The following is a 22,612-nucleotide window of genomic DNA, read 5'->3' on the forward strand; positions in this document are numbered from 1 at the left end:
ATCAAGGTTTCATGAGCCCTTACAAGGTTAGTCGTTGACGTGGGATGCGAATGCCCTACCGGTCTCCATCACCCATATACATGTGACCGGGTCCGCAAATAAGGTTTAGGCCGAATCCAGCGACTGCCCGCCTTTCCAGCGGGCCAATCCAGTAGAAGCGCTTTACTTTACTCGGCGTCCAATATCGCTCGTTGGAGTTCCGGCTCAAGTCGATCCAGCTCGGCGCCCAGTGCGCGCCGTGCCTCTGGAACGGGTGCAAGCTTGCCTTCGCGGCCTAGGTCCGCGAGCCGCTGGGCGGCGGTCACCACGCCATCGGCGCCAATCACGTCCGCTGAGCCCTTTAAGGTGTGAGCTGCACGCCGCAACTCCGCAGCATTGTCATTGGTATAAGCCGCATCGAGCGCGGCGATCAGCTTCGGGTATTCGATCACGAACATTGCCGCCAGTTCGCGCAGCAGCGCCTCGTTCCGATCGAGATTGCGCAGAGCACGCTCCCAATCCAGGACCGAGGCGTCGGCAGCCAACGGCTGCGCTGGGACGGCGGTTACCGGTTCTTCCGGCGCCTGAACCCGCTTGGAGTCATATTGTTCAACGACACGGAACAGCTCGGCGGCGCGAAATGGTTTGGTGACGTAGCCGTCCATTCCTGCCGCGAGACAACGCTCGCGATCGGCAGCCGTCGCGCTCGCGGTCAGCGCGACGATCGGTACACGAGCCTTCTCGGGCCGAGCGAGCGCCCGAATTGCCGCGGTCGCGGCGAGCCCGTCCATGACCGGCATGTGGACGTCCATGAGCACCAGGTCGTAACCTTCACGGTCGACCGCTTCAACGGCTTCCTGGCCATTCCCAACGGCCACGACCCGGTGGCCGCGCTTCGTCAGAAGATCGACGGCGACCTGCCGGTTGACCGCCCCGTCCTCGGCAAGCAGCACGGTGAGCCCCGGGCCCCTCCGCAGGCGCGCCGCGCCGGCCGGGCCTTCGCCCTCGTCTTCCCGCATAGAGACCCCGAGTGCGTTGGTGATCGCATTCAGGAGATCGGACTGTTTCACCGGTTTCACCAGCAGTCTGGAGACATCCAGTCTGCGCAGCAGCGCGTCGTCGCTTGGCCGGCCAGCGGACGACATCATGACAATACGGGTCTCCCTGAGCCCTGGGCGCAGTCGCATGCAGGCCGCAAGTTCGAAGCCGCTCATCCCCGGCATCATCACGTCGAGAAGCGCGAGGTCCGGCAGCGCGCCGGATGCCTGTTCGAGTGCGCTGAGCGCCGCCATACCGTCCGCCGCGACGATCGGGATCATGCCCCAGTTGGCGACGATTTCCTCGAGAATCTGGCGATTGGTGGCGTTGTCGTCGACTACCAATGCGCGACGACCGCGCAATTCTGCCTCGCGCACGGGGCGTGCCTTCTTTTCCTCCGGAGCGAGCCGGAAATCGGCAGAGAAGGTGAAAACGCTGCCAGCATCGGGCGTGCTCTCGATCTGCATCCGCCCGCCCATCTTCTCGGCAAGTTGCGCCGCGATCGCCAGGCCGAGCCCGGTGCCGCCGTATTGCCGCGTCGTCGACGTGTCGGCCTGGGCGAAAGCCTCGAATATTCGCTCCTGCTGTGCTTCCGGGATGCCGATGCCGGTGTCGCGCACCTGGAACCGAAGGCGTGCCCCGTTGGCACTCTGCCCTTCCAGCGTGACATCGACCACCACTTCGCCGTTCTCCGTGAACTTGATGGCATTGCCGACAAGGTTGACGATGATCTGCCGTAGCCTTGTCGGATCACCAGTCAAATGGTCCGGCACCTCAGGAGGAATATGGCAGGCTAGCTCAAGACCTTTGTCGGCGGCACGCTTGGCGAGCGTTTGCAGGGTATCGCCCAATGTATCGCGCAGCACGAACGGGATCGTCTCGAGCTCCAACCGGCCGGCCTCGATTTTCGAAAAGTCGAGAATGTCGTTGATCAGGTCCATCAGTGTGTCGGCGGAATGGAGGATGATCGAGACATATCTGCGCTGCTGTTCGGAAAGCTCGGTTCCTTCGAGCAGTTCGGCAATGCCGATCACGCCGTTCATGGGCGTTCGAATTTCGTGGCTCATATTTGCAAGGAACTCGCTCTTGGCAATGCTCGCCTGCTCGGCAGCATCGCGGGCGCGCTCGAGCTCCTCACGCGACTTGCGCAGTTGCTCCGTGCGCCGCTCCAGCTTGGCTGTTCGCTTGGCAACCAATTCCTCCAGGCGATGGCGATGTTCTTCAAGCTCGGTAATATCGGAATAGACACAGATCGTTCCGCCGTCGCTGGTCTTGCGCTCGCTGACGCGGATGGTGGTTCCATCCTTGTGCATCAAATTAAAGGGTCCGCGCGGATTTCGGTGGCGTTCGAGGCGTTGGGCAATCCACTCCTCGACCGTCTGGCCGTCGAGGGGCGACAAGCCGCTTTCCGCAAAGGTACGGATCACCAGCTCGAACGGCGTGCCCGGCGTTTCGACGGCAAATGGTCCGGCAGGAAGAACGACACGCTCTGGTCCTGAAAAGAAATCTCGGTAGCGGGAATTGTAGACCACAAGCCGATCGCTGGCATCGTAGAGCGCGAAGCCCTCCAGGGACGACTCGATTGCGTCCAGCAACTGCCGTTGCGCCGCCTCGGCGCGCGCGGTAGCAGCCGCGGTTGTCGCGACAAGCTCCTCGAGATGCTCGCGCTGCTCCTCGAGCTCGGTAATGTCTGTATACGCACCGACCAGGCCGCCATCGCGGGTGCGGCCCTCACTGATGCGAATCCACATTCCGTTGTTGAGCCTGAGCTTGAATGGAGGACCAGGATTGCGATGCCGCTCCAGGCGCTGCGCAACCCACTCCTCTGCGCTGAGTCCGCCAAGTGGGGTCAACCCGTGCTCCACAGCGGAGCGTATCAGATCCTCGAAGCTCATTCCGAGCGCGACCCTCGGCGCAAACAGCTTTTCGAAGCGCGAGTTGAATGCGACCATTCGGTCGTCGGCATCATAGAGAACGAATCCTTCCAGGGCTGACTCGATCCCGTCCAAAAGTCTGTCGCGTGCCGCTTCTGCCCGCGCCTGTGCGGCCCGGGTAGCTTCTAGCTGCTCCGCAAGTGTGTGCTCGGTGCGGGACGCTTGAGCAATATCGGTTCTCTTGGTCATTAGATCCCTCCGCATCCCGGTGGGATGTTCAGGCTCCTTACGGGAATAGACCGCGCAGCAGTTTGGCTTCGGTCACGCGGGAGATCCCCTCGATTAGGGCGGCAGTACGCAGGTCCAGCGCGTCAACTTCCGCACGGCGGCGCGTGCGCGCGAACGCATCCAGCAGGATCGCCTTGAGCCGGTGATTGATCTCGTCAAGCGTCCAGGTCAGGTTCTGCAGCCCCTGCACCCACTCGAAATAGGAAACGGTCACTCCGCCGGCATTGCCGAGAATGTCGGGGATGATGTGCACTCCACGCTCGTTGAGGATCTCGTCAGCCTCAAGCGTCGTCGGGCCGTTGGCGCCTTCGGCGAGCAACCGACATTTGATCCGCTCGGCATTCTCGGCGGTCACCTGGTTTTGCAGTGCCGCCAGAACAAGGACGTCACATTCCAGTTCCAGAAGCTCGGCGTTGGAGATCGGCTCCGCATCGGGAAAGCCCGCCAGGACCCTGTTCTTGGCGACATACTCTAAGAGCGCATCCACTGACAGGCCAGCGGCATTGTAGAGCCCGGTCGAGACGTCGCTGACGGCGATGATCTTGATCCCCGCCTCGGCCAAAAACCGCGCCGCGAAGCTGCCGACATTGCCGAACCCCTGGACTACGGCGGTCGATTTGGCCAGATCCAGCCCGATTGCCTCGGCCGCGGCTTCGATGACATAGACCAGTCCGCGCCCGGTCGCCTCCTTGCGCCCAAGCGAGCCCCCGAGCACCACCGGTTTGCCTGTGACAACCGCCGGAACCGCATGGCCAACCTGCTGGCTGTATGTGTCCATCACCCAGGCCATCACCTGCTCGTCGGTCCCCATGTCGGGCGCCGGGATGTCCTTGTCGGGCCCGATGATGTCGATGATCTCGGCGGTATAGCGCCGGGTCAGCCGTTGCAGTTCGCTTTTCGAAAGAACGGTCGGGTCGACGCGCACACCACCTTTGGCGCCGCCAAAGGGCAACCGCATCAGGGCGCACTTCCAGGTCATCAAGGTCGCCAGCGCCGCCACATCGCCAAGATCGACATCTTCGTGATAACGAATGCCACCCTTGGTCGGCCCCATGGTCAGGACATGCTTCACCCGATAGCCAAAGACCGTCTCGACCTGCGCGCGGTCGTCGCGGAAGAACGGGAACGACACCACCTGCGTGCGCTGCGGGAACAGCAACCGTTGGCGGATATTGTCATCCAGATTCATGATCTGGGCGGCCTTCAGGAACTGTTGCTGGGCAAGACGGAACATCGGCGAGTCCCACTCGCCGCCATGGGCGCGCTTGCGCGCCAGCGTGTAGCGGATTGCCCGGTCGAGCGCCACGCCGTTGAGCCTGGTCTTCAAGAGAAAGTCGCTGGCTCCTGCCTCGACCGCGTGCGCCGCGAGCTTCACATCGTCGAGGCCGGTCAGGATCACCACCGGGACATCCGGGGCAGTCGATCGGATTTTGAACAGCGTCTCCAGCTCCTGGCTGTCCGGCAGGATCAGGTCGAGCAGCACCAGGTCAGTCGCGCCCCGCTCGAGCTGCAAAAGCCCGTCGGCCAGGCGGTCCACGGCCATCACCTCGCAGCGCAACTGCATTTCGGTGTCGAGCAGTGTTTGGACCAGCTTCGCGTGGAGCGGGTTATCCTCGACAAGCAATATGCGCACGATTTGATCGCTCATGCTTTGCCTCCCTCCGGACGGCCCCCCCGCGAGTATATCAGGTTTGTCGTGACTTCTGAATCTTGACTGTCTGGGGACCGCGTCGCATCAGCCGACGGCGTGGTGGCATCCGTCGCGACGCAAAGACGGCCCAAGTCCCGGTGATACATTCGAAATCTCGAAGCACAGACCCCCTTCGCAATTAGCCGTGAGGCTCCTGAGGAACGGTTCGACCCAACGCTCCCGCTCATAGCGACTACAATGTCCGGTGCTGGCGAGCAATCTTGCCCTTCGGCGCTGTTGCGGCGAATTTCCGGATCCCATCCTTCCAGGACGGAAGGTGGAACCGGAAAGATCGACCCACTACAGACATCCGCACGCTTGCCGAGGCAAGCAAGTTCTGCGGTGCGAACTGGATCGCCGCGCTAAACAGACTGCAGAGCAATCCGCTGGTTTCGTGCGGTTATGAAGGCCGTGTTGCGGACCATCCACCCGATTCTCATCCTTTAAATGCCCGTACCTGGGTGAAACTGCCGCATTCTCAATTTTTGAAGCGACACCAACATCAAGTGGACGTGGGATACACTCCGCGGCCCTGATAAGCCTGTCAGCCGAACGCCAAAGTGGGGACATCGACGATCGACGAGCCGCCGTCGACGGTAAGGGTTGATCCGGTGACCATAGATGCTTCCGATGAGCACAAGAAGGCTATCACGGATGCAACCTCGTCAGGGTGGGCGGGGCGCCCGAGCGGGACGTCGCGAGTGACGATCCGGTAGGCTTCCTCGCGAGAAGCCAGGTTGAGCCGCGCTCGCAGTTGATCCATTTCGGCATCCGCCATCTCGGTGGTGACCCAGCCGGGGCAGACAGCGTTGCAGCGAACACCCTCGCGGCCGAAGTCACGGGCGATGGATCGCACAAGCCCGATCTGCGCGTGCTTCGTCACAGTGTAGCCGAATGCGCTGGCCGGAGCCGCGAGACTGGCGATAGAGGCCGTAACCGCGCTAGTGCCTTTCCTGCGGATCAGTTCCGGCATTGCAGCGCGCAACAAGACGACTGCCGTGTCTAGATTCGCTCGGCAGGCATCCGCCCAATCGCGGTCGGTTGTGTCGGCGATCGTCGCGAAACCGTGGCCACCCGCGTTCGCCACCACCACGTCGAGCCCACTGAACTGTTCTACCGCGCTTGCGACTGCGGCCTGCGTCTGTGCCGGGTCTGCGGCATCGCCGACGAATACGGAGGCCCCGATCGGCTCCGCTACCGCCTCGAGTTGCGCCTGGCGCCGCCCCATGACCACGATCCTTGCACCCTCCTGCGCCAGCCGACGCGCGGTCGCGGCCCCGATGCCGGTTCCCCCGCCCGAGATCAGCGCCACTTTGCCCATATATCGCCCGCTCATTGCGCGATGCCCCCTGCCGGTACAACGCCTTCCGCAACCCATGCGTCGAATTTGCTCAACACGGTCCCGCAGAAACGGGCATCATTGATGTGACAATCCAGAACCGTCATCTCGACGCGTCCGAGCATGGCGTTCTCGATCTCGGAAGTGAAAGCCTCCAATCCCTCCGGATCATGCGCCGCTTCTCCGGGCCGGTCCCACTCTTCGATACCGCCTTTCGGAAGAATGAAGTGGGTCGCGCCCTTTGCCGAGGCGAGACGGTCTGCCATGGAGCGAGCGAGTTCTCGCCGCTCCTCCGCATTGAACGCCACGTTCTTGATGAGCCGGTTATGTTGATGGAAGGGGCGATTCTTGAACCTGTCAGGAATATCCTGCCAGCCGGCCAAATCCAGAATGTCAGCAGCGCCCGGGGCCACAAGTTGTGGCGTTCCGCTGCGGCCTGCTCCCGAGAGCCGGTCGGCGCCTGCACTCACCAGCGAACCGTGCTGAACGTTGACGAATTCCTGCAGGGAGAAGTCCATGACACAAGCAAAGACGCCCTCGGCTGCAAGTCGTTCGAATGCCATGCCGCCCATGCCGGTCGTATGGAAAACGGCGACATCGTATCCTCGCTTCATCAATTCCGGGTGCAGCCGCTTCATGTACTTCAGGCAGGAGGAACCGAGCGAGGTCATGCCGATAACCGGTCGATCGAAAGACGGTGCCTCCACTGCCCTGGCGGCGCCAAGCACGGCTCCCGCAGCCTGGCTGAGTGACGATTTGCACAGCGGGTTCAGGCCATACAGGCCGCCCGCCCAAAGAATGAACTGAACATCGGCCGCCATTCGTTCTGCGGCAATCAACGGTGAGCCGGCAACAGTCGAAACGAGATACTTCGGCACCCCGATCGGCAGGGCCTGCGCACAGTCGAGCGCGAGGTCCGTGCCCATCGTGCCGCCAAGGGCTATCATACCGTCGAAGCGGCCCTCGTCGTACAGACGACGGGTCAGCAGCGCTGCCCCGGCACTCATGCGTTCAAAGGCTTCGCCTTCTTCGCCGAGTGCGATCAAGTCTGAAATTGTCATGCCAGCCGCCTGAGAGACATCGTGCTTGCTGACCGCGACCGGAAATGTCGTCTCCCCGAGGATGCTGACATCCATGGCAAGCGCTGCTCCGCCTTGTGCCTCGATGCGCTCGATCAGATAGGTGAGTTCCGGGGCTTTGGTGTCGAAGGTGCCAATGACCAGAATTGTCTTTCTCATGGTTCCCCCTTGAAATCCGGGCTTATTCGAAAAAGGCAGTACAGAGGTTCCGCGCTTCCTCAACGAAGCGCTCATTGCGCAGCGTACCTCCTGTTTCGTGGATTCGCGGTACGATCCAGCCGACATAGGACAACGCGCGTATCGTGATGAAGATATCGAGACCCGTATGGTCCAGCGCTCGTCGACTGACATAGCCATCAATGAGCGCAGCCTTCAGATCGGGATAGTCCGGCTCGGACATGTTCTTGAGTAGAACGGTCGCCATGTCGAACTGCCGATAGCCAAAGCCGCCGTCGTCGAAATCGATAATCTTGACCTTCTCTCCATCAAGCAGGACATTCTCGCGGACGAGATCCGCGTGGATCAGGCCGTAATCCAGGCCGGACGAGAGCTCGGCCACCCGGTCTCGTGCCACTTGCCGAAAGCGGAGGAACAACTGGCGTGTGTCGTCGGAAAGCGTCGGGTTCTCCCAGAAACGTCCCCACAGCGAAGCGTCGCCAAGGAGGCCCTCCAGATCCCAGTGGCAGCGCTTGAAACCCGCGGGTCGCTTCCAGGCGTCACAGGCTGCATGCAAGCAGGCCATTTCCGCACCGATGGCGTGAAAGACCTTGCGCCGATTTTCGAGGTTGAGCGGATGACGGCTCTTGCCCAGGGGAATACCGGGCAGCCAGCCGACGACATCGACGAAGAACGTGTCAACGCATTCGAGAAGGCGCCCATTACGCGACGGGAGCGGCCGCGGCACATGCAGTCCTGCCTCCTCCATCGCTTCGAGCCAATGCAGTTCCGAGGCAAGCTCGTCCATTTCTCGATAGCCAGGCCGCTTGATCCTAAGTGCGAAATCGCCTTGTGCAGACCTGACCCGATAGACCCGGTTCTCTCGTCCTGCCACAAACTCGCAGTCGGCGTCCGTTAATCCCCAAATTGCAAGGGACGCCTCTACAGGGTTGCTCATATCGTCACCGCCGCCTCGTCAATGACCTCATCGAGAGTCGTCATCAGCAGGTCGAGATGTTCTTCCGCGAAAGGCATCGGCGGACGGATCTTCAGGGTGTTCTTGTGACGTCCCAGCTTCGAGAGAATGATGCCGCGGTGCCTCATCTGGTTGACGACGTGATCGGCAAAAGCGATTGCCGGCTCCATGCTGTCATGATCGAGCACGAACTCGGCGCCGAAGACCATGCCGGACTGACGAACGTCGCCGATGATCGAGTACTTGGCGGCCATTTCCGTCAGACGCTGATGCGCTAGCGCGCCCATTTTCGCGGCGTGAGCCTGAAGCTCTTTCTCCTGTAATTCCTCCAACACCGCCATTGCGGCTGCGCAGCTCACAGGGTTGCCGCCAAAGGTGTTGAAGTAGCGGAACGAATTGCGAAAGCGCGCCATGATCGCGGCGCTGGTGACGAGACCCGCAACGGGATGACCATTGCCCATGGGTTTACCCATGGTGACCACGTCCGGGGCCACGCCCTGCTTCTGATGCGCCCAGAAGTGACTGCCACAGCGACCGAAGCCCGACTGGACCTCGTCGCAGATCAGCAGACCGCCTGCTCGCCGTACGGCGTCTGCCGCCGGTTTCAGCCAGCCTTCCCGTTGTGTCGGAAACCCCTCGTTTAGGAACAGCGGGCAGACAATCAGTGCCGCGAAGCCGATGCCGCTTTTCTCCAGATCGTCGATCGCCTCCTGCACCTTGCCGGCAAAGCGCTGCCCGTCGGGATCGGCGATGCGGTAGCTGTCGGGCGCTTCGACGTGGCGCAGATATTGGCCCAGACCGAAGCCGACCGCCGGCACATTGCTCTTGGAGAGATGGCTCACCAGCGTGGTGTTACCGTGGTAGGTGGCATCGGTGGCGATGATGCCACGCTTGCCCGTCATGGCCTCGGCCATCCGAAGTGCAATGTCGTTGGCCTCAGAGCCCGTGCAGGTCAGGATCGCGGTCTTCAACGGATCGTCATAGGTCGCGGTCAGGCGTTCCACATAGTCGAGGATGCCTTCATGCAGATACCGTGTGTGTGTGTTCAGCGTTGCTGCCTGCTTGCAGATCGCCTCGACCACGCGCGGGTTACAATGCCCGACATGGGGGACGTTGTTGTAGCAATCGAGATACTTGCGCCCGTCCGCATCCCAAAGCCAAACCCCTTCACCTCGCACAACGTGAATGGGATCATCGTAAAATGTTGAAACTTTCGGGCCAAGAAGCGTACGGCGCCGTGCAACTAGCTCAGACATTCGATGTTTCTCTCTTCGATGCATTCCGGCTCCTTGCGACGGTCCACACTTGGGCCGCGATGGCGAGAACAATCATCGCGAACAGGATGAAGGCAATCGGGCGGTCGATGAAATCCCATGGCTCTCGTACCCGCGCCATCGCGGTCCTCAATCGATCCTCCATCAGCTTGCCAAGGACAATGCCCAGGATGATTGGCGAAGTGGGTAAGTCGAGTCGTTTGAGGATGAAGCCGAAAAATCCGAAAGCTGACGCGATGGCAATGTCGGTCAGCGAGTTGCGCAGCGTGTACACGCCGATCAGGCTGAAAGTGAGAATCATGATGCCCAGGAATCGATTGGGGATCAGCATGACCTTCATCAGCGAGGTCGTGGAAAAAAACAGAAAAGTGACGACGATGACGTTCAACAGGAACAGGCAAATGTAGAGTGCATAGACGAAATCCAGATGCTGGGCGAACAATTGCGGACCCGGAATGACGTTGTGAACATAGAACACCGCAAGCATCATCGCAGTGAGTTCCTCGCCAGGGATGCCTAGCGCCAGAAGTGGAATCATTGCTGCCGCAGGCACGGAGTTGTTCGCCGCCTCCGATGCGACGATGCCTTCCGGGTTGCCTTTGCCGAAGCGTTCGGGGGTCTTCGATGTGCGCTGTGCATAGGCATAGGACATGAACTGCGACATGAACTCGCCCACGCCGGGGATCATTCCGCATACGACTCCGAACGAGGAAGCCACCGTTGCCACGCGCTTGAAGACCCACAATTCACGCATCTGCGTGAAGAAGCCGGTCTTCTCCACCTCGGGAAGTTTGATCGGTTTGTCTTGGCTCATAACCAGGACAAGGGCCTGGCTGATGGCAAACAGACCGAGCACAACGACGATCAAATCGACGCCTGACTGAAGCCATGTTTGACCAAATGTGAACCGTTGCGTGTAGGCGGTGGATTCGATCCCGATGGTTTGCAGGAAAATGCCCAGGAACGCCAAGATTGCCGCTGGTAAAACTTGGCCGCGGTGGGTGACGATGACGAGTACGATGCCGAGCAAGGCTGCGAGAAATATTTCGCGAGCGCCGAACATCGGCGCGATCTTTGCAAGCACAGGTGCAAGAAGCATGAGCGCGGTTATGGAAAAAACGGCGCCGTAAAACGATGCGGAATAGGCGAGGCTCAGGGCTCGCCGTGACTCGCCTCGCTTCGTCATTGGATAGCCGTCGTAAGTGGTCAATGCATTGACGGGCGTGCCGGGGGTGTTGACGAGGATCGCAGGAATGGCGCCCCCGAACATCGATGAGCCGTAGATACCGAGCAGAGCGGTCAGCCCGACGATCGGTTCGAGTGAAAAGGTGACTGGGAGGACGATCGCGATGGCCACGGCCGCGCCAACGCCGGGCATCGCGCCGACAAGCACCCCTCCGATCGACCCGATCATTAGGGCAGCGATCACGTCCCAGCGTGCCAGGATTTCTATACTTGAAAGAAGAGTGTCCATAGGGCTCTCAGAAATAGCGAAGGAGGAAGTAACGAAGTGTCCCGGGGGCGAATTCGTAGAGCGCTCCGCCGGGTATCTTCACATTCATGGCCGTCTTGAAGAACAGGACGACGAAAAGACCGAAAAGGCCGGCAATCCCAACTGTGTATCTGCGATAGCCCAGGCGCAGCGCTAGACCCGTGCAGAAGGAAATGGTCGCAAGCAAATATCCGATCACCGGTATTGCAACGACGTACAGCATGTACCAGCCGATGAATTCGAGCGAGCGGACCCAGACAGCCGCCTCTTGCCAACGACCGGGGGTGCGCGTGACACGCCCCCTCGAAAGGGCATTCAGCAGGCCGAATAGCACCACGCCGCTGAGGGACAGCACCGGCCAGAACCGCGGTTGGGACGCGAAGCCCTTTCCCGGCAGCCAGGTCGTTTGCCACGGAACGGCCGCGAGAAGTGCTACGGCGATGATCATTGTTATGGTCGCAAAGAGGATTTCGCCCGGCTTCCGACTTTCGGGGAAGACATGCGGATGACTGTCTCCTTGGGGGCTCATCTGGCCGACCTCCGTCTCGAATTGGTCGCGATCGAGTGTCCGTCGCTCGCAGTGAGATGCGACCGACACTCGAAATCATAAAGCACTGCGGACAAACAGCGAGCTAACCTATGCTTCGTAGATCGATCGCACGAAGGCCGGCTGCAGGGCTGAGAAACATCTATTGAGCGAGCATTTTCGAGATGCGCGCGGAAACGTCGATGTCAGACGCGATGCGGGCGCTTGCCGCTTCGGCGTCCATCCAATAGACGATTGCGCCGGTTCTCTTGGCGAGCTCCATCGCCCTGTCCGAGGCCATCGTTTCTTTTGCCGAGGCAACGATTTTTTCACGGACCTCTTTCGGCGTGTCCTTGTGCACGAACAGCCCGTTCCAGAGGGAAATGTTCAGGTCCGGAGTGACTGATGCCAGCGTCGGGGCATCGGGGACGACTGCGATTGGCGTATCGGTGATCGTCGCGAGGATCTTCACCTTGTCCAGGCACGGAAGAAGCTGCTGGATAGTCGTGTTGATCACGTCGAAGTCGCCTGACGCAAGCGAATTGCAGTCAAGTGCCGCAGCAGAAGCCTCGCCGCCCCACTCAAAGCCCAGTTCCTTGGCCGCCGCGAGCGTCGCCTGTGTCGGGAGCAGAAAAGAACCGAAATGTCCGAGAAGCTGCGGCTCGGTTTTCGAGTGTTCCGCCAGCTCGCTCATTGTCGAAAACGGGGAATCCGATGCCGTTGCAATCACGAAGGGATAGGTGAGGAAGATTCCCAGCGGTTCGAACGGATCCGGATTGAGCCCCGGTACGCCGACCTCGGGGCCAACGACAGGGATATCGACGACAAACGAGCCGATCGTGTATCCATCGGCAGGTGCAGATGCGACTTCTGCCGCGCCGGGGAAAGGTCCGCCCTCGGAGGGCTTGTTTACAACTGCGGCAGCGACCCCGTACTTCTTTTCGAAATCTTCCGCAATCATACGCGTGAGGACGTCTTCCAGGTCGCCTGGAGGAAAGGGCACGACGAAACTGACAGGGCGATCGGGGTATTCTGCGGAGGCAGGGCTGGCGAGACTTGCAACAGCCAACAGGAGCAAGGCGATTTTGGACTTGAGCATTGACATTTCCCTCTGTGGTTTATTATTATCACCATCAGTTCAAATATAGCCGCTGTCTTGCCTCTCGTCAATAAAGTTTGGGATGCAAAGGCTCCGGCACCTCTTTCGGATTCCCTGACCTCATGTCTACAACGGTTGCTAAGGCTCTTTCATTGCTCGACTATTTCTCGGAGGCCGAGCCGGAAATCGGCTTATCCGAACTCGCCCGTCGATCTGGCATCGACAAGGCGACTGTGCATCGGATGCTGGTTGTCATGTGCGACCAAGGCCTGCTCGAGCAGCGTGGTGGTGCGCGCCTATATCGCCTCGGTGCAGGTGTCTTGCGCTTGGCGCGTGTTCGGGAGACCGCCTTCCCGGTCACATCGGTGTACCAGCATTCTCTCGATGCCATCTCCGCGGAGTTAGGGGAGACGGCGCACGCCTCGCTGATTTCAGGTCGGGCACTTGCGACGATAGGCGTTTCGGAGAGCAGTCGCGGAAGTCGGGTTTCACTGGTCGCCGGCGAGATCCTGCCGATGCACAGTACAGCATCGGGCCTCGCTTTCCTCGCGTTTTCCAAGGTGGAATTTGTCGATCGTGTGCTGAGTGAACCGATGAAAGCCAAAACCTCGCGGACGCTGACGGATGGAAACGTGGTTCGCGCCCGACTTCAAGAGATCCAGCTCACCGGCTATGCCGAAGCCGATCAGACGAACGAGGATGATGTCTACGGGATCGCCGTTCCGGTATTCGACCTCGACGGCGCGCCGGTTGGGTCGATCGCTGTTGCCACCCCCGCTCACAGAATGACCAACGAGCTTCGTCGCCAGGCTATCGCTGCGCTGTTCCGGGAGGCCGATAAGGTCAACCGTGGTACGGGTGGACGACCGCCAACCACCTTTCTCGCCGCGGCTTCCCGGTTTGCTCGGTCTCAAAACTGAAACGGCTCGGCGTCGCCCACAGGCCAAAGGCCGGTAGGGCCGCGACGACGTTGTTCCTCGCCGCTAGCGGGGTTGACGGATAGTGCTCTTCGGCGCATTATGTAAACCGTCGATGTAAATAATAAACCAATATGGACCAAGGGTCATCATGAACCAAGACCGTATCGACGCGCTCCGCGCGGTCCCCCTCGTACCCTTTCAGCATGTGATGAATGGACGGCGTGTTCCTGCCTCGGATCATGGTACCATGTCCGTGATTTCGCCCGTCGACGGAACAGTGCTGACGACAATGGCACGCGGGACGCGCGAGGATACCGATGCCGCGATTGCCGCTGCTCGGCAGGCTTTCGACAGCGGTTGCTGGTCCGACATGGCTCCGGCGGCCCGCAAGAAGATCCTGCTCAAATGGGCCGACCTGATCGAGGCGAACGCGTTGGAACTTGCGGTGCTGGGCGTGCGCGAAAACGGCACCGAGATCGGCATGGCCCTGAAGGCGGAGCCTCTGTCCGCGGCCGCCACGGTCCGCTTCTATGCCGAAGCCGTCGACAAGCTGTTCGGCGAAGTCGCCCCGACGGATCCGGCGTTCATCGGTCTCGTCCATCGAGAGGCTGCCGGAGTCGTCGGCGCCATCGTTCCCTGGAACTTCCCCCTCATGATAGGTGCCTGGAAGTTCGGTCCTGCCCTTGCTGCCGGTTGCACCATGGTGCTGAAGCCTGCAGAGACCGCCTCCCTCGGCCTCGTGCGGATAGCTGAGTTGGCCTTGGACGCCGGTATGCCGCCGGGCGTCTTCAACGTGGTGACCGGCGAAGGAGCGGTCGTTGGCGCCCGAATCGCGGAATCCATGGATGTCGATGTTCTGGTTTTCACCGGCTCGGGGCCGACCGGAAGGTACCTGCTCGAAGCAGCGGCGCGGTCGAACCTCAAGCGGGTCTATCTGGAGCTCGGCGGAAAGTCTCCCAACATCGTGTTTGCCGATGCCCCAGACCTGGATGAGGCCGCCAGAGTATCTGCCCACGGCATTTTCCGGAATTCCGGCCAGGTTTGCATCGCCGGTTCACGCCTCCTGGTCGAACGCCGGATCCATGAAGAATTCGTCGAAAAACTGGCTGTCCATGCCGCATCCATCAAGGTCGGTGATCCGCTCGATACCGCTACCCAATCCGGCGCAGTCAATTCCGAACGGCAGCTCAAGCAGAACCTGCAATTCGTGGAGGAGGCGCGCAGCAAAGGACGCAGGGTGATCGGCGGTCATCGTATTTTGGAAGAAACCGGGGGCTTCTACATGTCGCCCGCCATCGTCGCAGATGCCGACAGGGATGACCGGGTCTTTCAAGAAGAGGTTTTCGGTCCAGTCTTGGCTGTGACGGCTTTCGATACCGAGGCAGAGGCCGTGGCGCTTGCGAACGACAGCAAATACGGCCTCGCTGCAGCGGTATGGACCTCCAACCTGTCGCGCGCCCATCGCATTGTACGCAAGATCCGGGCCGGGCTGGTGCACATCAACACTTATGGCGGGTCTGATCTCACCGTACCATTGGGCGGGGTGAGGCAGTCGGGAAATGGACACGACAAGTCACTCCATGCCTTCGACAAGTATCTCAACCTCAAGACTACGTGGATCAAGCTGTGATGCGCGCACTGGTTCTCGATTTCGGCGGAGTGATCTCCAAGACACTGTTTGAGACGCATGCGCTGTCTGAGGCGGCGCTCGGCTTGCCTTCGGGGACACTCACGTGGCGCGGCCCCTTCTACCCCGACGGCGACGATGCCTGGCGTGCAATGCAGGCCGGTGAAATGACCGAACGCGACTACTGGGCATTGAGAATGCGCGAGACCGGAGCCCTCATCGGTGAGACGTGGACCGAATTCCCCGAGTTCGTCGGCCGCCTGAGAGGTGCTGACCCGCAAGCTGTCATACGCCCCGAGGCGCTTGGCGCGATCGCACGGGCCAAGGCGTCCGGTTGCAAACTCGCCATCCTCTCAAACGAGCTGGATCTCTTCTACGGCAAGGATTTCCGCACCAAGCTCCCCTTTCTTACCCATTTCGATCTGATCGTTGACGCAACCTATACAGGTATTCTCAAACCCGATCCCCGAGCCTTCCGTTTCGTGACGGATGGACTGAATCTCGAGGCGAAGGACTGTGTTTTCGTCGATGACCAGGCCAAGAACCTGAGCGGCGCCGTCTCGGTCGGCATGCCGCATGTCCATTTCGATGTAACACGTCCGGGCGAAAGCTATGCCCGCGCGCTCGACATGCTCGCACGAGGAAACTAGCCGAATGAAGACGTCCAATTTTCTGAAGGAAAACAATGCGAGGCGCTTGTGGCACCCGATGGCGCATCCCGCCGAAACCCTCGCCAATCCGCCCGATATCATCGTCGAGGCGGAGGGTGTCGAAATCATCGACGTTGATGGTCACCGGCTGGTCGATGCTGTCGGGGGATTGTGGAACGTCAACCTCGGCTACTCCTGTGAACCGGTGAAAAAAGCGATTGCAGCGCAACTCGACAGGCTGCCCTACTATTCGATCTTCCGTGGCACGACGAACGACAATGTCATCGAATTGGCCGAGATGCTCGCCGTGTTCTTTGCGCCGGACGGCTTGTCGCGCGCATTTTTCACATCCGGTGGATCAGATGGCGTCGAGATCGCGTTGCGCCTCGCGCGGCAGTACCACAAGATCCGGGGCGAGGCCGGGCGGGTCAAGTTCCTCAGCTTGAAGAAAGGCTATCACGGGACGCACACGCTTGGTGCGTCGGTAAACGGCAATGCCAATTTCAGGACCCAGTATGAACCCCTCATGCCGGGCTGTTTCCACACCCCGGCGCCCTATACCTATCGCAACCCGTTCAACGAAACCGATCCCGAGCGGCTTGCACAATTGTGCCTTGCCGCGGTCGAAGACGAGATCAAGTTTCAGGATCCCTCGACCATCGCCGCATTCATAGTCGAGCCGGTGCTTGGCGCAGGTGGCGTCATCCCGCCGCATAAGAGCTTCATGCCGGGATTGCGCACGATATGCTCGAAATACGGCGTCCTTCTGGTCGCCGATGAAGTCATCACGGCTTTCGGGCGTACCGGAAGCTGGACCGGCTCGCGCCACTGGGGCGTTCAGCCGGACCTTCTTTGCTCGGCAAAGGCCATCACCAACGGTTACTTCCCGTTCGGGGCAGTCATGCTGTCCGACGCCGTTGCCGAAGTGTTCGAGAAGGACACGTCCGGAAAGGGCGCCATCGGCTCGGGCTACACCTATTCCGGCCATCCGGTCGGTGCTGCGGCAGCCATAGCCTGCCTCCGGGAGACGGAACGGCAACAGGTTGCGGCGAATGCCGCGGCGCGCGGAGACGAGCTTTTTGCCGGTTTGCAAGCCCTGATGGCGAAGCACGGCGTGATCGGCGACGTGCGAGGTGGTCACGGTCTCATGTGCGCCCTGGAACTGGTTTCCGACCGTGGCACCAAGGCGCCGATCGACAAGACGAGCATCGGCAAGGTGCATCGCGTCGCCTACGAGGCTGGCGTGATGGTTCGCGTCTCGGGCAACAACATCATTCTGTCCCCACCGTTGATCGTTACTGCAGCGGATGTCTCAAAGATCCTGTCCGCGCTGGATACAGGTTTCTCGGCTCTCTGAGGTCTCACCTTCCTGGCGCATCGGCCCGAAAATCGTATCCGATTTTCGGAAAGCTCGATGCGTAGATTCAAAGAGTTACAGCGACCTTTGCGCGTCTGAAAAGACGCGCGGCGCTGTAGTCATTCCGATCATCGCCAGCACCATCACCGGCAGAGTGAAATCCATCCCCGTGACCTTCATCGCCGGGCTGCTGATCGGCGTCACCGAGAGCATGCTGACGTCGATCAAGCCGCTGGCTTGGGCGCCCCCTCTCATCATCGCCGCCATCGCCATGCTGTGGCTGTGTTCGCTCGCAACCACGGTTTCAGCATCGATCAGGGATAAGGCAAGAGGCGGGACTACATGCGTGCTCTGCAACGTCTGCTGCCGAGATCGATGACGCTTTGGCTCAGACCGTCAGCTCAGCCAGTCCGACGAAGAGGCGGAGGGCCTCCGGATTGGCCAGCGCTTCCTGATTTTTGACAGCACGCCCGTGAACCACCTCGCGCACCGCGAGCTCGACGACCTTACCGGTCTTGGTCACGGGAATATCGGCAACGGCGATGATCTTTGCCGGCACGTGGCGCGGGGATGCGCCGGTTCTGATCTGCAGCCTGATCTTCTGCTTCAGGGCCTCATCGAGTGCCACGCCAGTGCGGAGCTTGACGAAGAGAACGACGCGAACGTCGTTGTCCCAATCCTGCCCGATGCACACAGAGCTTTCGATCTCGGGGATTCGTTCGACCTGGTTGTAGATGTCGGCCGTGCCGATCCTGACCCCGCCCGGATTAAGTGTGGCATCCGAGCGGCCATGGATCACGATACCGCCATGCGCGGTCCATTCCGCGAAGTCGCCGTGGCACCAACAGTTTTCGAAGCGCTCGAAATAGGTCGCACGGAAGCGAGAGCGCCCCGGATCGTTCCAGAAGCCAATCGGCATGGACGGGAAAGCACTGGTGCAGACGAGTTCACCCTTGCCGCTCTCAAGAGGCTTGCCGTGGTCGTCGAAAACCTCGACGGCCATGCCCAGCCCCGGCCCCTGGATTTCGCCGGACCAGACAGGCTTCACCGGATTGCCGAGCACGAAGCATGACACGATATCGGTGCCGCCGGACATGGAGGCGAGGTGGATATCTGGTTTGATGTCCCGGTACACATAATCGAAGCTTGCCGGCGAGAGGGGCGAACCCGTCGACAGCACCGCCGCCAGCCGGTCCAGGCGATGACTTTCGCGCGGCTTCACCTCGGCCTTGGCAAGCGTATCGAGATATTTGGCCGAGGTACCGAAGACTGAAAACTGCTCATCCTCGGCATAGTCCCACAGCACCTTTGCATCGGGAGCAAAGGGAGAACCATCATAGAGGCAGAGCGTGGCACCGCTTGCAAGGCCGGAAACGAGCCAGTTCCACATCATCCAGCCGCAGGTCGTATAGTAAAAGAGCCTGTCCCCGTCACGAAGATCACAATGGAAGCGATGCTCCTTCAGATGCTGCAGCAGAGTTCCCCCTGCCGAGTGGACGATGCATTTCGGTACGCCCGTCGTTCCGGAAGAGAACAGGATGACCAGCGGGTGGGCGAAGGGCAGCGGCTCGAACTCGGGTTCGCGGCCATGATGGGCCGCTATGAAGGCCTCAAAGGTCTGTCCGTTCGTCAGCCCTGAGGCGAGGCTTCCTGCGCCGCCGCAATAATCAACGATGACGACGGGCACGCCGAGCCTTGGCTCCAGCAACGTCACCTTGTCGCTGATATCGATGCGCTTGCCGTTGTACCAGTAGGCATCGCAGGCAAGGAACAGCTTCGGTTCGATCTGGCCGAAGCGGTCCATCACGCCCTGTTCGCCAAAATCCGGAGAACAGGAAGACCAGATGGCGCCGATCGATGCCGCCGCCAGCATGCAGGCCACAGTTTCAGGGAGGTTCGGTAGCATGGCGGCAATGCGATCACCCGGCCCGATTCCGAGCGAACGATAGGCCTGCTGCAACCGAGAGACAGTGTCGGCGAGCCGGTCCCAGCTCCAGCGGCTGGCTACCTTGTCTTCGCCACGAAAAACGAGCGCATTGTCGCTGCCCCGCTTTGCGAGCAGGTTTTCCGCAAAATTAAGCCTCGCCGCCGGGAAGAACCTTTCTTCCAGGATATCGCCTGTCTCAAGCAGATGGACTTCGCCCTTATCGCCTCGCACACCGCAATAGTCCCACACCGCAGACCAGAAGGAGCCACGCTGGCGAACGGACCATGCATGGAACTGGTCATGGTTCGGCAACGAAACGGCAAATGTCTCGGCGCACCATTTGCGGAAGCGGGTGACTTCCGCCTCCGCGATGCGGTCTTGCGCAGGTGTCAAATGCGGCATCGCGGTCGCGCTCATCGAGAGACTTCCCTTATCATCCGGGCCACCGGCGATGGCCGCCCTCTTCCTGGAACTGGCGGTAGTATTAGTTGTATTCACATCTAAGATTGATCCGTCGTCAGGATTTGACGGCCGTCTTCCGCGCAAGATCGAGTGCCTCGCTGATCGTGGCATGATTGCCGATCTGGTTCATCAGGATCAGGATCAGGCGGGCGTTCATTGCGTGGCTCTCGGCTTCCGAAAGTCCCTCATGCGCCTTGATCAGGAGCGCATAGGATTCGTCGGGCCGGGTGAAATTGGGCTTGATTTCAAGCATCCTCTCGATCCTTTGCAAGGGCACGGGCAAGGGCGGCAGCGATCGCGTTGGCATCGAAATGCTCGAAGCGCGCGGCAACATGCTGGTCGGGACGGATCAGGTAGACCGCGCTCTTCGCCCCGCCGAGATAACGCTCGCCGAGCGCCCCGTTTTCGCGTGCCGAAAGCGGAAGCACCCTGAGCGCAATGCCGTGCGCGGAAAATTCCTCCGGGACGTTCGCATCGATCGCGAGCACCGTGAAATGGCCGCCGATCAGGCGCAGCAACCACTCCCCGCCGATCGGTGCGTCCGGACATGGACTGCCAGGGCGCGTGCGGGCGGGCAGACCGGGCAGATCGGGTCCGTTCAGCCGCGAGCCGTCATAGGTGCAGGGAACGGAAAGACGGCCGGAATTGACCAGGGTCCGCGCGAAGGGAACGGTCTCGGCAATCTCGAGAACCGCATTGCGAAAGAGCTTCGAGATGGCGGACTTCGGCGTGATGAAATCCGTTGCCCGCGTCGAATTCGCGATGTTCTCGTCCGCCCCGTGGACGCGCTCCTCGTCGTAGGTGTCGAGCAGCGCATCGGGCGCGAGCCCCTGGACCACAAGGGCCAGCTTCCAGCCGAGATTGTCGGCATCCTGCACGCCTGAATTGGCGCCGCGCGCGCCGAAAGGCGAGACCTGATGGGCGGAATCCCCGGCAAAGAGAACCGGGCCATGGCGGAACTTCTCCATACGGCGGCACTGGAAGGTGTAGATCGAGCACCAGTCGAGTTCGTATTCGACATCCGGCCCCAGCATGGCGCTGACCCGGGCGCGGATATTCTCCGGCTGCAGTTCCTTCTGCCTGTCGATGCTCCAGCCCAACTGAAAATCGATCCGCCAGATATCATCGGGCTGTTTGTGCAGGAGCGCGCTGTCGCCGGACTTGAAATGCGGCTCGAACCAGAACCAGCGTTCGGTCGGGAAATCCGCCTTCATCTTCACGTCGGCGATCAGGAAATTGTCCTCAAAGACACGTCCCTCGAAGCCGAGGCCAAGCATGGAGCGGATCGGTGAACGCGCGCCATCGCAGGCGACCAGCCAGTCGGCTTCCAGGCTATAGGGTCCGTCCGGGGTCATAAGGTCGATCGTCACATGATCCGCATGCCGCGTTACATGGTCGATGCGGTTGCGGCCGCGGATCTCGATCGGCGCGCCCTCGCCCCGCGCTTTGATCAGGGCGTCGTGAAGAAACTTCTCGAACCAGGGCTGCTGCAGATTGATGAAGGCGGGAAAGGCATGGCCATCTTCCGGCAGGAGATTGAATTCGTAAAGCAGCCTGTCATCATGGAACACCTTGCCGATGCTCCACTGCACGCCCTTGGCCAGCATGGCCTCGCCTGCACCGAGACGGTCGCAGATCTCGAGCGTCCGCTTGGCGAAGCAGATGGCACGGCTGCCGAGACCGGCTCCTTCCTGGTCGTCGAGAACGAGGACCGGGACGCCGCGCAGGCCAAGGTCGAGCGCGGTTGCGAGTCCCACCGGGCCGCCTCCGGCGACGACGACCTTGTGCCTAACCGGCGTTACGGCGGTTTGGTCCGGCGACTTGACGTACGGGTACAGTCGAAACGCCAACGGATAGCGCTCCGTGACAGGGGTTTTCATGATCCCTCCTCCGGGAAACGATCAGCCTTGAAGGTCTGCCCACATCTGCAGATCGCGCTCTGCCGTCCAGATGCGCGGATGGTCTATACCGCGCGCCTCGTCATAGGCCCGCGCCACATTGAACGGCAGGCAGTGCTCGTAGATTGCATAATCCTTGAACTTCGGATCGCATTCGAACCGCACGGCGTCCCAAGCCTCGCGCAGCGATCCGCCGCGGGCGGCAATGCGGGCCACCGGCTTGTAGGTCGATTCGACAAAGTCCTTGGTGCGGTCGAGCGCGGCATCGACCGCATCGCGGCCGACTACGGCATCGCCACGGCCCGGTGCAATGGCCGCCAGATCATGGGCGCGGATCGCTTCGAGCGTATTGCCCCAGTCCGCAAAATGGCCGTCGCCGCAATAACAGGCCGAATGGGCCTCGACGATATCGCCGGTGAACATGACATTCTGGTCGGACACATGAATGACTGCGTCACCGGCGGTATGGGCGCGGCCTACCTGCAGGATGTCGACCCGGCGCTTGCCGAGGAAGACGGTCATCTTACCGTTGAAGGTCGTGGTTGGCCAGGTCAGGCCCGGAATGGACTCGTGGCCCTGGAACAGGCGCGGGAAACGCTGGAACTCGCTTTCCCAGTCCTCCTGCCCGCGCTCGACGACCATCTTGCGCGCCGTCTCCGACATGATGACCTGGCTGGCATTGAAGGCGCTGGCCCCGAGCACCCGCACGGCGTGATAATGCGTCAGCACCACATGGGTAATGGGTTTGTCGGTGACGGTGCGGATGCAGTCGATCACCTTCTGCGCCAGACGCGGCGTGGCCTGCGCCTCGACCACCATGACGCTGTCATCGCCGATGATGACACCCGAATTCGGGTCGCCTTCGGCGGTGAAGGCATAGAGCCCGTCGCCGATTTCGGTGAAGCTGATCTTCTTTTCGGTTAGGTCGCCCTGGGAGGCAAATGCCATGCTCATCTCGTCA

At 60.8% G+C, this 22,612-nt stretch carries 18 protein-coding genes; 4 read left to right on the forward strand and 14 right to left on the reverse strand.

Annotated elements, in window-relative coordinates:
* Positions 1 to 167 precede the first annotated feature (167 nt).
* From AC4P1R_RS22230 to AC4P1R_RS22270, 9 genes are all read right to left on the reverse strand, one after another.
* A complete protein-coding gene (locus AC4P1R_RS22230) occupies positions 168 to 3,140 on the reverse strand; it encodes a response regulator (protein WP_492177873.1) in 2,973 nt (990 codons plus the stop codon).
* A gap of 37 nt (positions 3,141 to 3,177) precedes the next feature.
* A complete protein-coding gene (locus AC4P1R_RS22235; protein ID WP_492177874.1) occupies positions 3,178 to 4,827 on the reverse strand; it encodes a Glu/Leu/Phe/Val family dehydrogenase in 1,650 nt (549 codons plus the stop codon).
* A gap of 586 nt (positions 4,828 to 5,413) precedes the next feature.
* Positions 5,414 to 6,205: an SDR family NAD(P)-dependent oxidoreductase gene (locus AC4P1R_RS22240; RefSeq protein WP_492177875.1), complete on the reverse strand. Its 792-nt coding sequence runs from the start codon at positions 6,203 to 6,205 to the stop codon at positions 5,414 to 5,416.
* Entirely contained in the window at positions 6,202 to 7,446 is a 1,245-nt protein-coding gene (locus tag AC4P1R_RS22245) for a Tm-1-like ATP-binding domain-containing protein (protein ID WP_492177876.1), read from the reverse strand. Before AC4P1R_RS22245 ends, AC4P1R_RS22240 begins: the two co-directional genes overlap by 4 nt.
* A 22-nt stretch (positions 7,447 to 7,468) precedes the next feature.
* Positions 7,469 to 8,401 (reverse strand): phosphotransferase enzyme family protein, encoded by a 933-nt coding sequence (locus AC4P1R_RS22250; RefSeq protein WP_492177877.1) that lies wholly within the window; start codon positions 8,399 to 8,401, stop codon positions 7,469 to 7,471.
* On the reverse strand, positions 8,398 to 9,675 hold the full coding sequence (locus AC4P1R_RS22255) for an aspartate aminotransferase family protein (protein ID WP_492177878.1): 1,278 nt from the start codon (positions 9,673 to 9,675) through the stop codon (positions 8,398 to 8,400). The genes AC4P1R_RS22250 and AC4P1R_RS22255 overlap by 4 nt, the downstream gene beginning before the upstream one ends.
* Positions 9,668 to 11,167: a tripartite tricarboxylate transporter permease gene (locus tag AC4P1R_RS22260; protein ID WP_492177879.1), complete on the reverse strand. Its 1,500-nt coding sequence runs from the start codon at positions 11,165 to 11,167 to the stop codon at positions 9,668 to 9,670. Before AC4P1R_RS22260 ends, AC4P1R_RS22255 begins: the two co-directional genes overlap by 8 nt.
* A 7-nt stretch (positions 11,168 to 11,174) precedes the next feature.
* On the reverse strand, positions 11,175 to 11,714 hold the full coding sequence (locus AC4P1R_RS22265; RefSeq protein ID WP_492177880.1) for a tripartite tricarboxylate transporter TctB family protein: 540 nt from the start codon (positions 11,712 to 11,714) through the stop codon (positions 11,175 to 11,177).
* A 160-nt stretch (positions 11,715 to 11,874) separates the two neighbouring features.
* A complete protein-coding gene (locus tag AC4P1R_RS22270; RefSeq protein WP_492177881.1) occupies positions 11,875 to 12,810 on the reverse strand; it encodes a tripartite tricarboxylate transporter substrate binding protein in 936 nt (311 codons plus the stop codon).
* A 122-nt stretch (positions 12,811 to 12,932) separates the two neighbouring features.
* Between AC4P1R_RS22270 and AC4P1R_RS22275 the strand changes: the two genes are divergently transcribed.
* The 4 genes from AC4P1R_RS22275 (at position 12,933) to AC4P1R_RS22290 (ending at position 17,364) form a co-directional block, all read left to right on the forward strand.
* Positions 12,933 to 13,730 (forward strand): IclR family transcriptional regulator, encoded by a 798-nt coding sequence (locus AC4P1R_RS22275; RefSeq protein ID WP_492177882.1) that lies wholly within the window; start codon positions 12,933 to 12,935, stop codon positions 13,728 to 13,730.
* A 148-nt stretch (positions 13,731 to 13,878) separates the two neighbouring features.
* Positions 13,879 to 15,360, forward strand: a complete 1,482-nt coding sequence (locus AC4P1R_RS22280) for an aldehyde dehydrogenase family protein (RefSeq protein ID WP_492177883.1) — start codon at positions 13,879 to 13,881, stop codon at positions 15,358 to 15,360.
* The gene (locus tag AC4P1R_RS22285) at positions 15,357 to 16,007 is read left to right on the forward strand and encodes an HAD-IA family hydrolase (RefSeq protein WP_492177884.1); all 651 of its coding nucleotides are present in this window, start codon (positions 15,357 to 15,359) and stop codon (positions 16,005 to 16,007) included. Before AC4P1R_RS22280 ends, AC4P1R_RS22285 begins: the two co-directional genes overlap by 4 nt.
* A 4-nt stretch (positions 16,008 to 16,011) precedes the next feature.
* Entirely contained in the window at positions 16,012 to 17,364 is a 1,353-nt protein-coding gene (locus AC4P1R_RS22290) for an aminotransferase class III-fold pyridoxal phosphate-dependent enzyme (RefSeq protein WP_492178818.1), read from the forward strand.
* A 75-nt stretch (positions 17,365 to 17,439) separates the two neighbouring features.
* Here AC4P1R_RS22290 and AC4P1R_RS22295 read toward each other — a convergent pair whose 3' ends face one another.
* From AC4P1R_RS22295 to AC4P1R_RS22315, 5 genes are all read right to left on the reverse strand, one after another.
* Positions 17,440 to 17,721 (reverse strand): hypothetical protein, encoded by a 282-nt coding sequence (locus AC4P1R_RS22295; protein WP_492177885.1) that lies wholly within the window; start codon positions 17,719 to 17,721, stop codon positions 17,440 to 17,442.
* Between the two features lie 31 nt (positions 17,722 to 17,752).
* Positions 17,753 to 19,708: an acetoacetate--CoA ligase gene (locus tag AC4P1R_RS22300; protein WP_492177886.1), complete on the reverse strand. Its 1,956-nt coding sequence runs from the start codon at positions 19,706 to 19,708 to the stop codon at positions 17,753 to 17,755.
* Positions 19,709 to 19,808: 100 nt separating this feature from the next.
* Positions 19,809 to 20,006, reverse strand: a complete 198-nt coding sequence (locus AC4P1R_RS22305; RefSeq protein ID WP_492177887.1) for a DUF2783 domain-containing protein — start codon at positions 20,004 to 20,006, stop codon at positions 19,809 to 19,811.
* On the reverse strand, positions 19,999 to 21,633 hold the full coding sequence (locus tag AC4P1R_RS22310; protein WP_492177888.1) for an FAD-dependent oxidoreductase: 1,635 nt from the start codon (positions 21,631 to 21,633) through the stop codon (positions 19,999 to 20,001). Before AC4P1R_RS22310 ends, AC4P1R_RS22305 begins: the two co-directional genes overlap by 8 nt.
* 21 nt (positions 21,634 to 21,654) lie before the next feature.
* Positions 21,655 to 22,605 (reverse strand): MBL fold metallo-hydrolase, encoded by a 951-nt coding sequence (locus tag AC4P1R_RS22315; protein WP_492177889.1) that lies wholly within the window; start codon positions 22,603 to 22,605, stop codon positions 21,655 to 21,657.
* Between the last annotated feature and the right edge of the window lie 7 nt (positions 22,606 to 22,612).

The organism is Sinorhizobium sp. Y406, assembly GCF_058732025.1.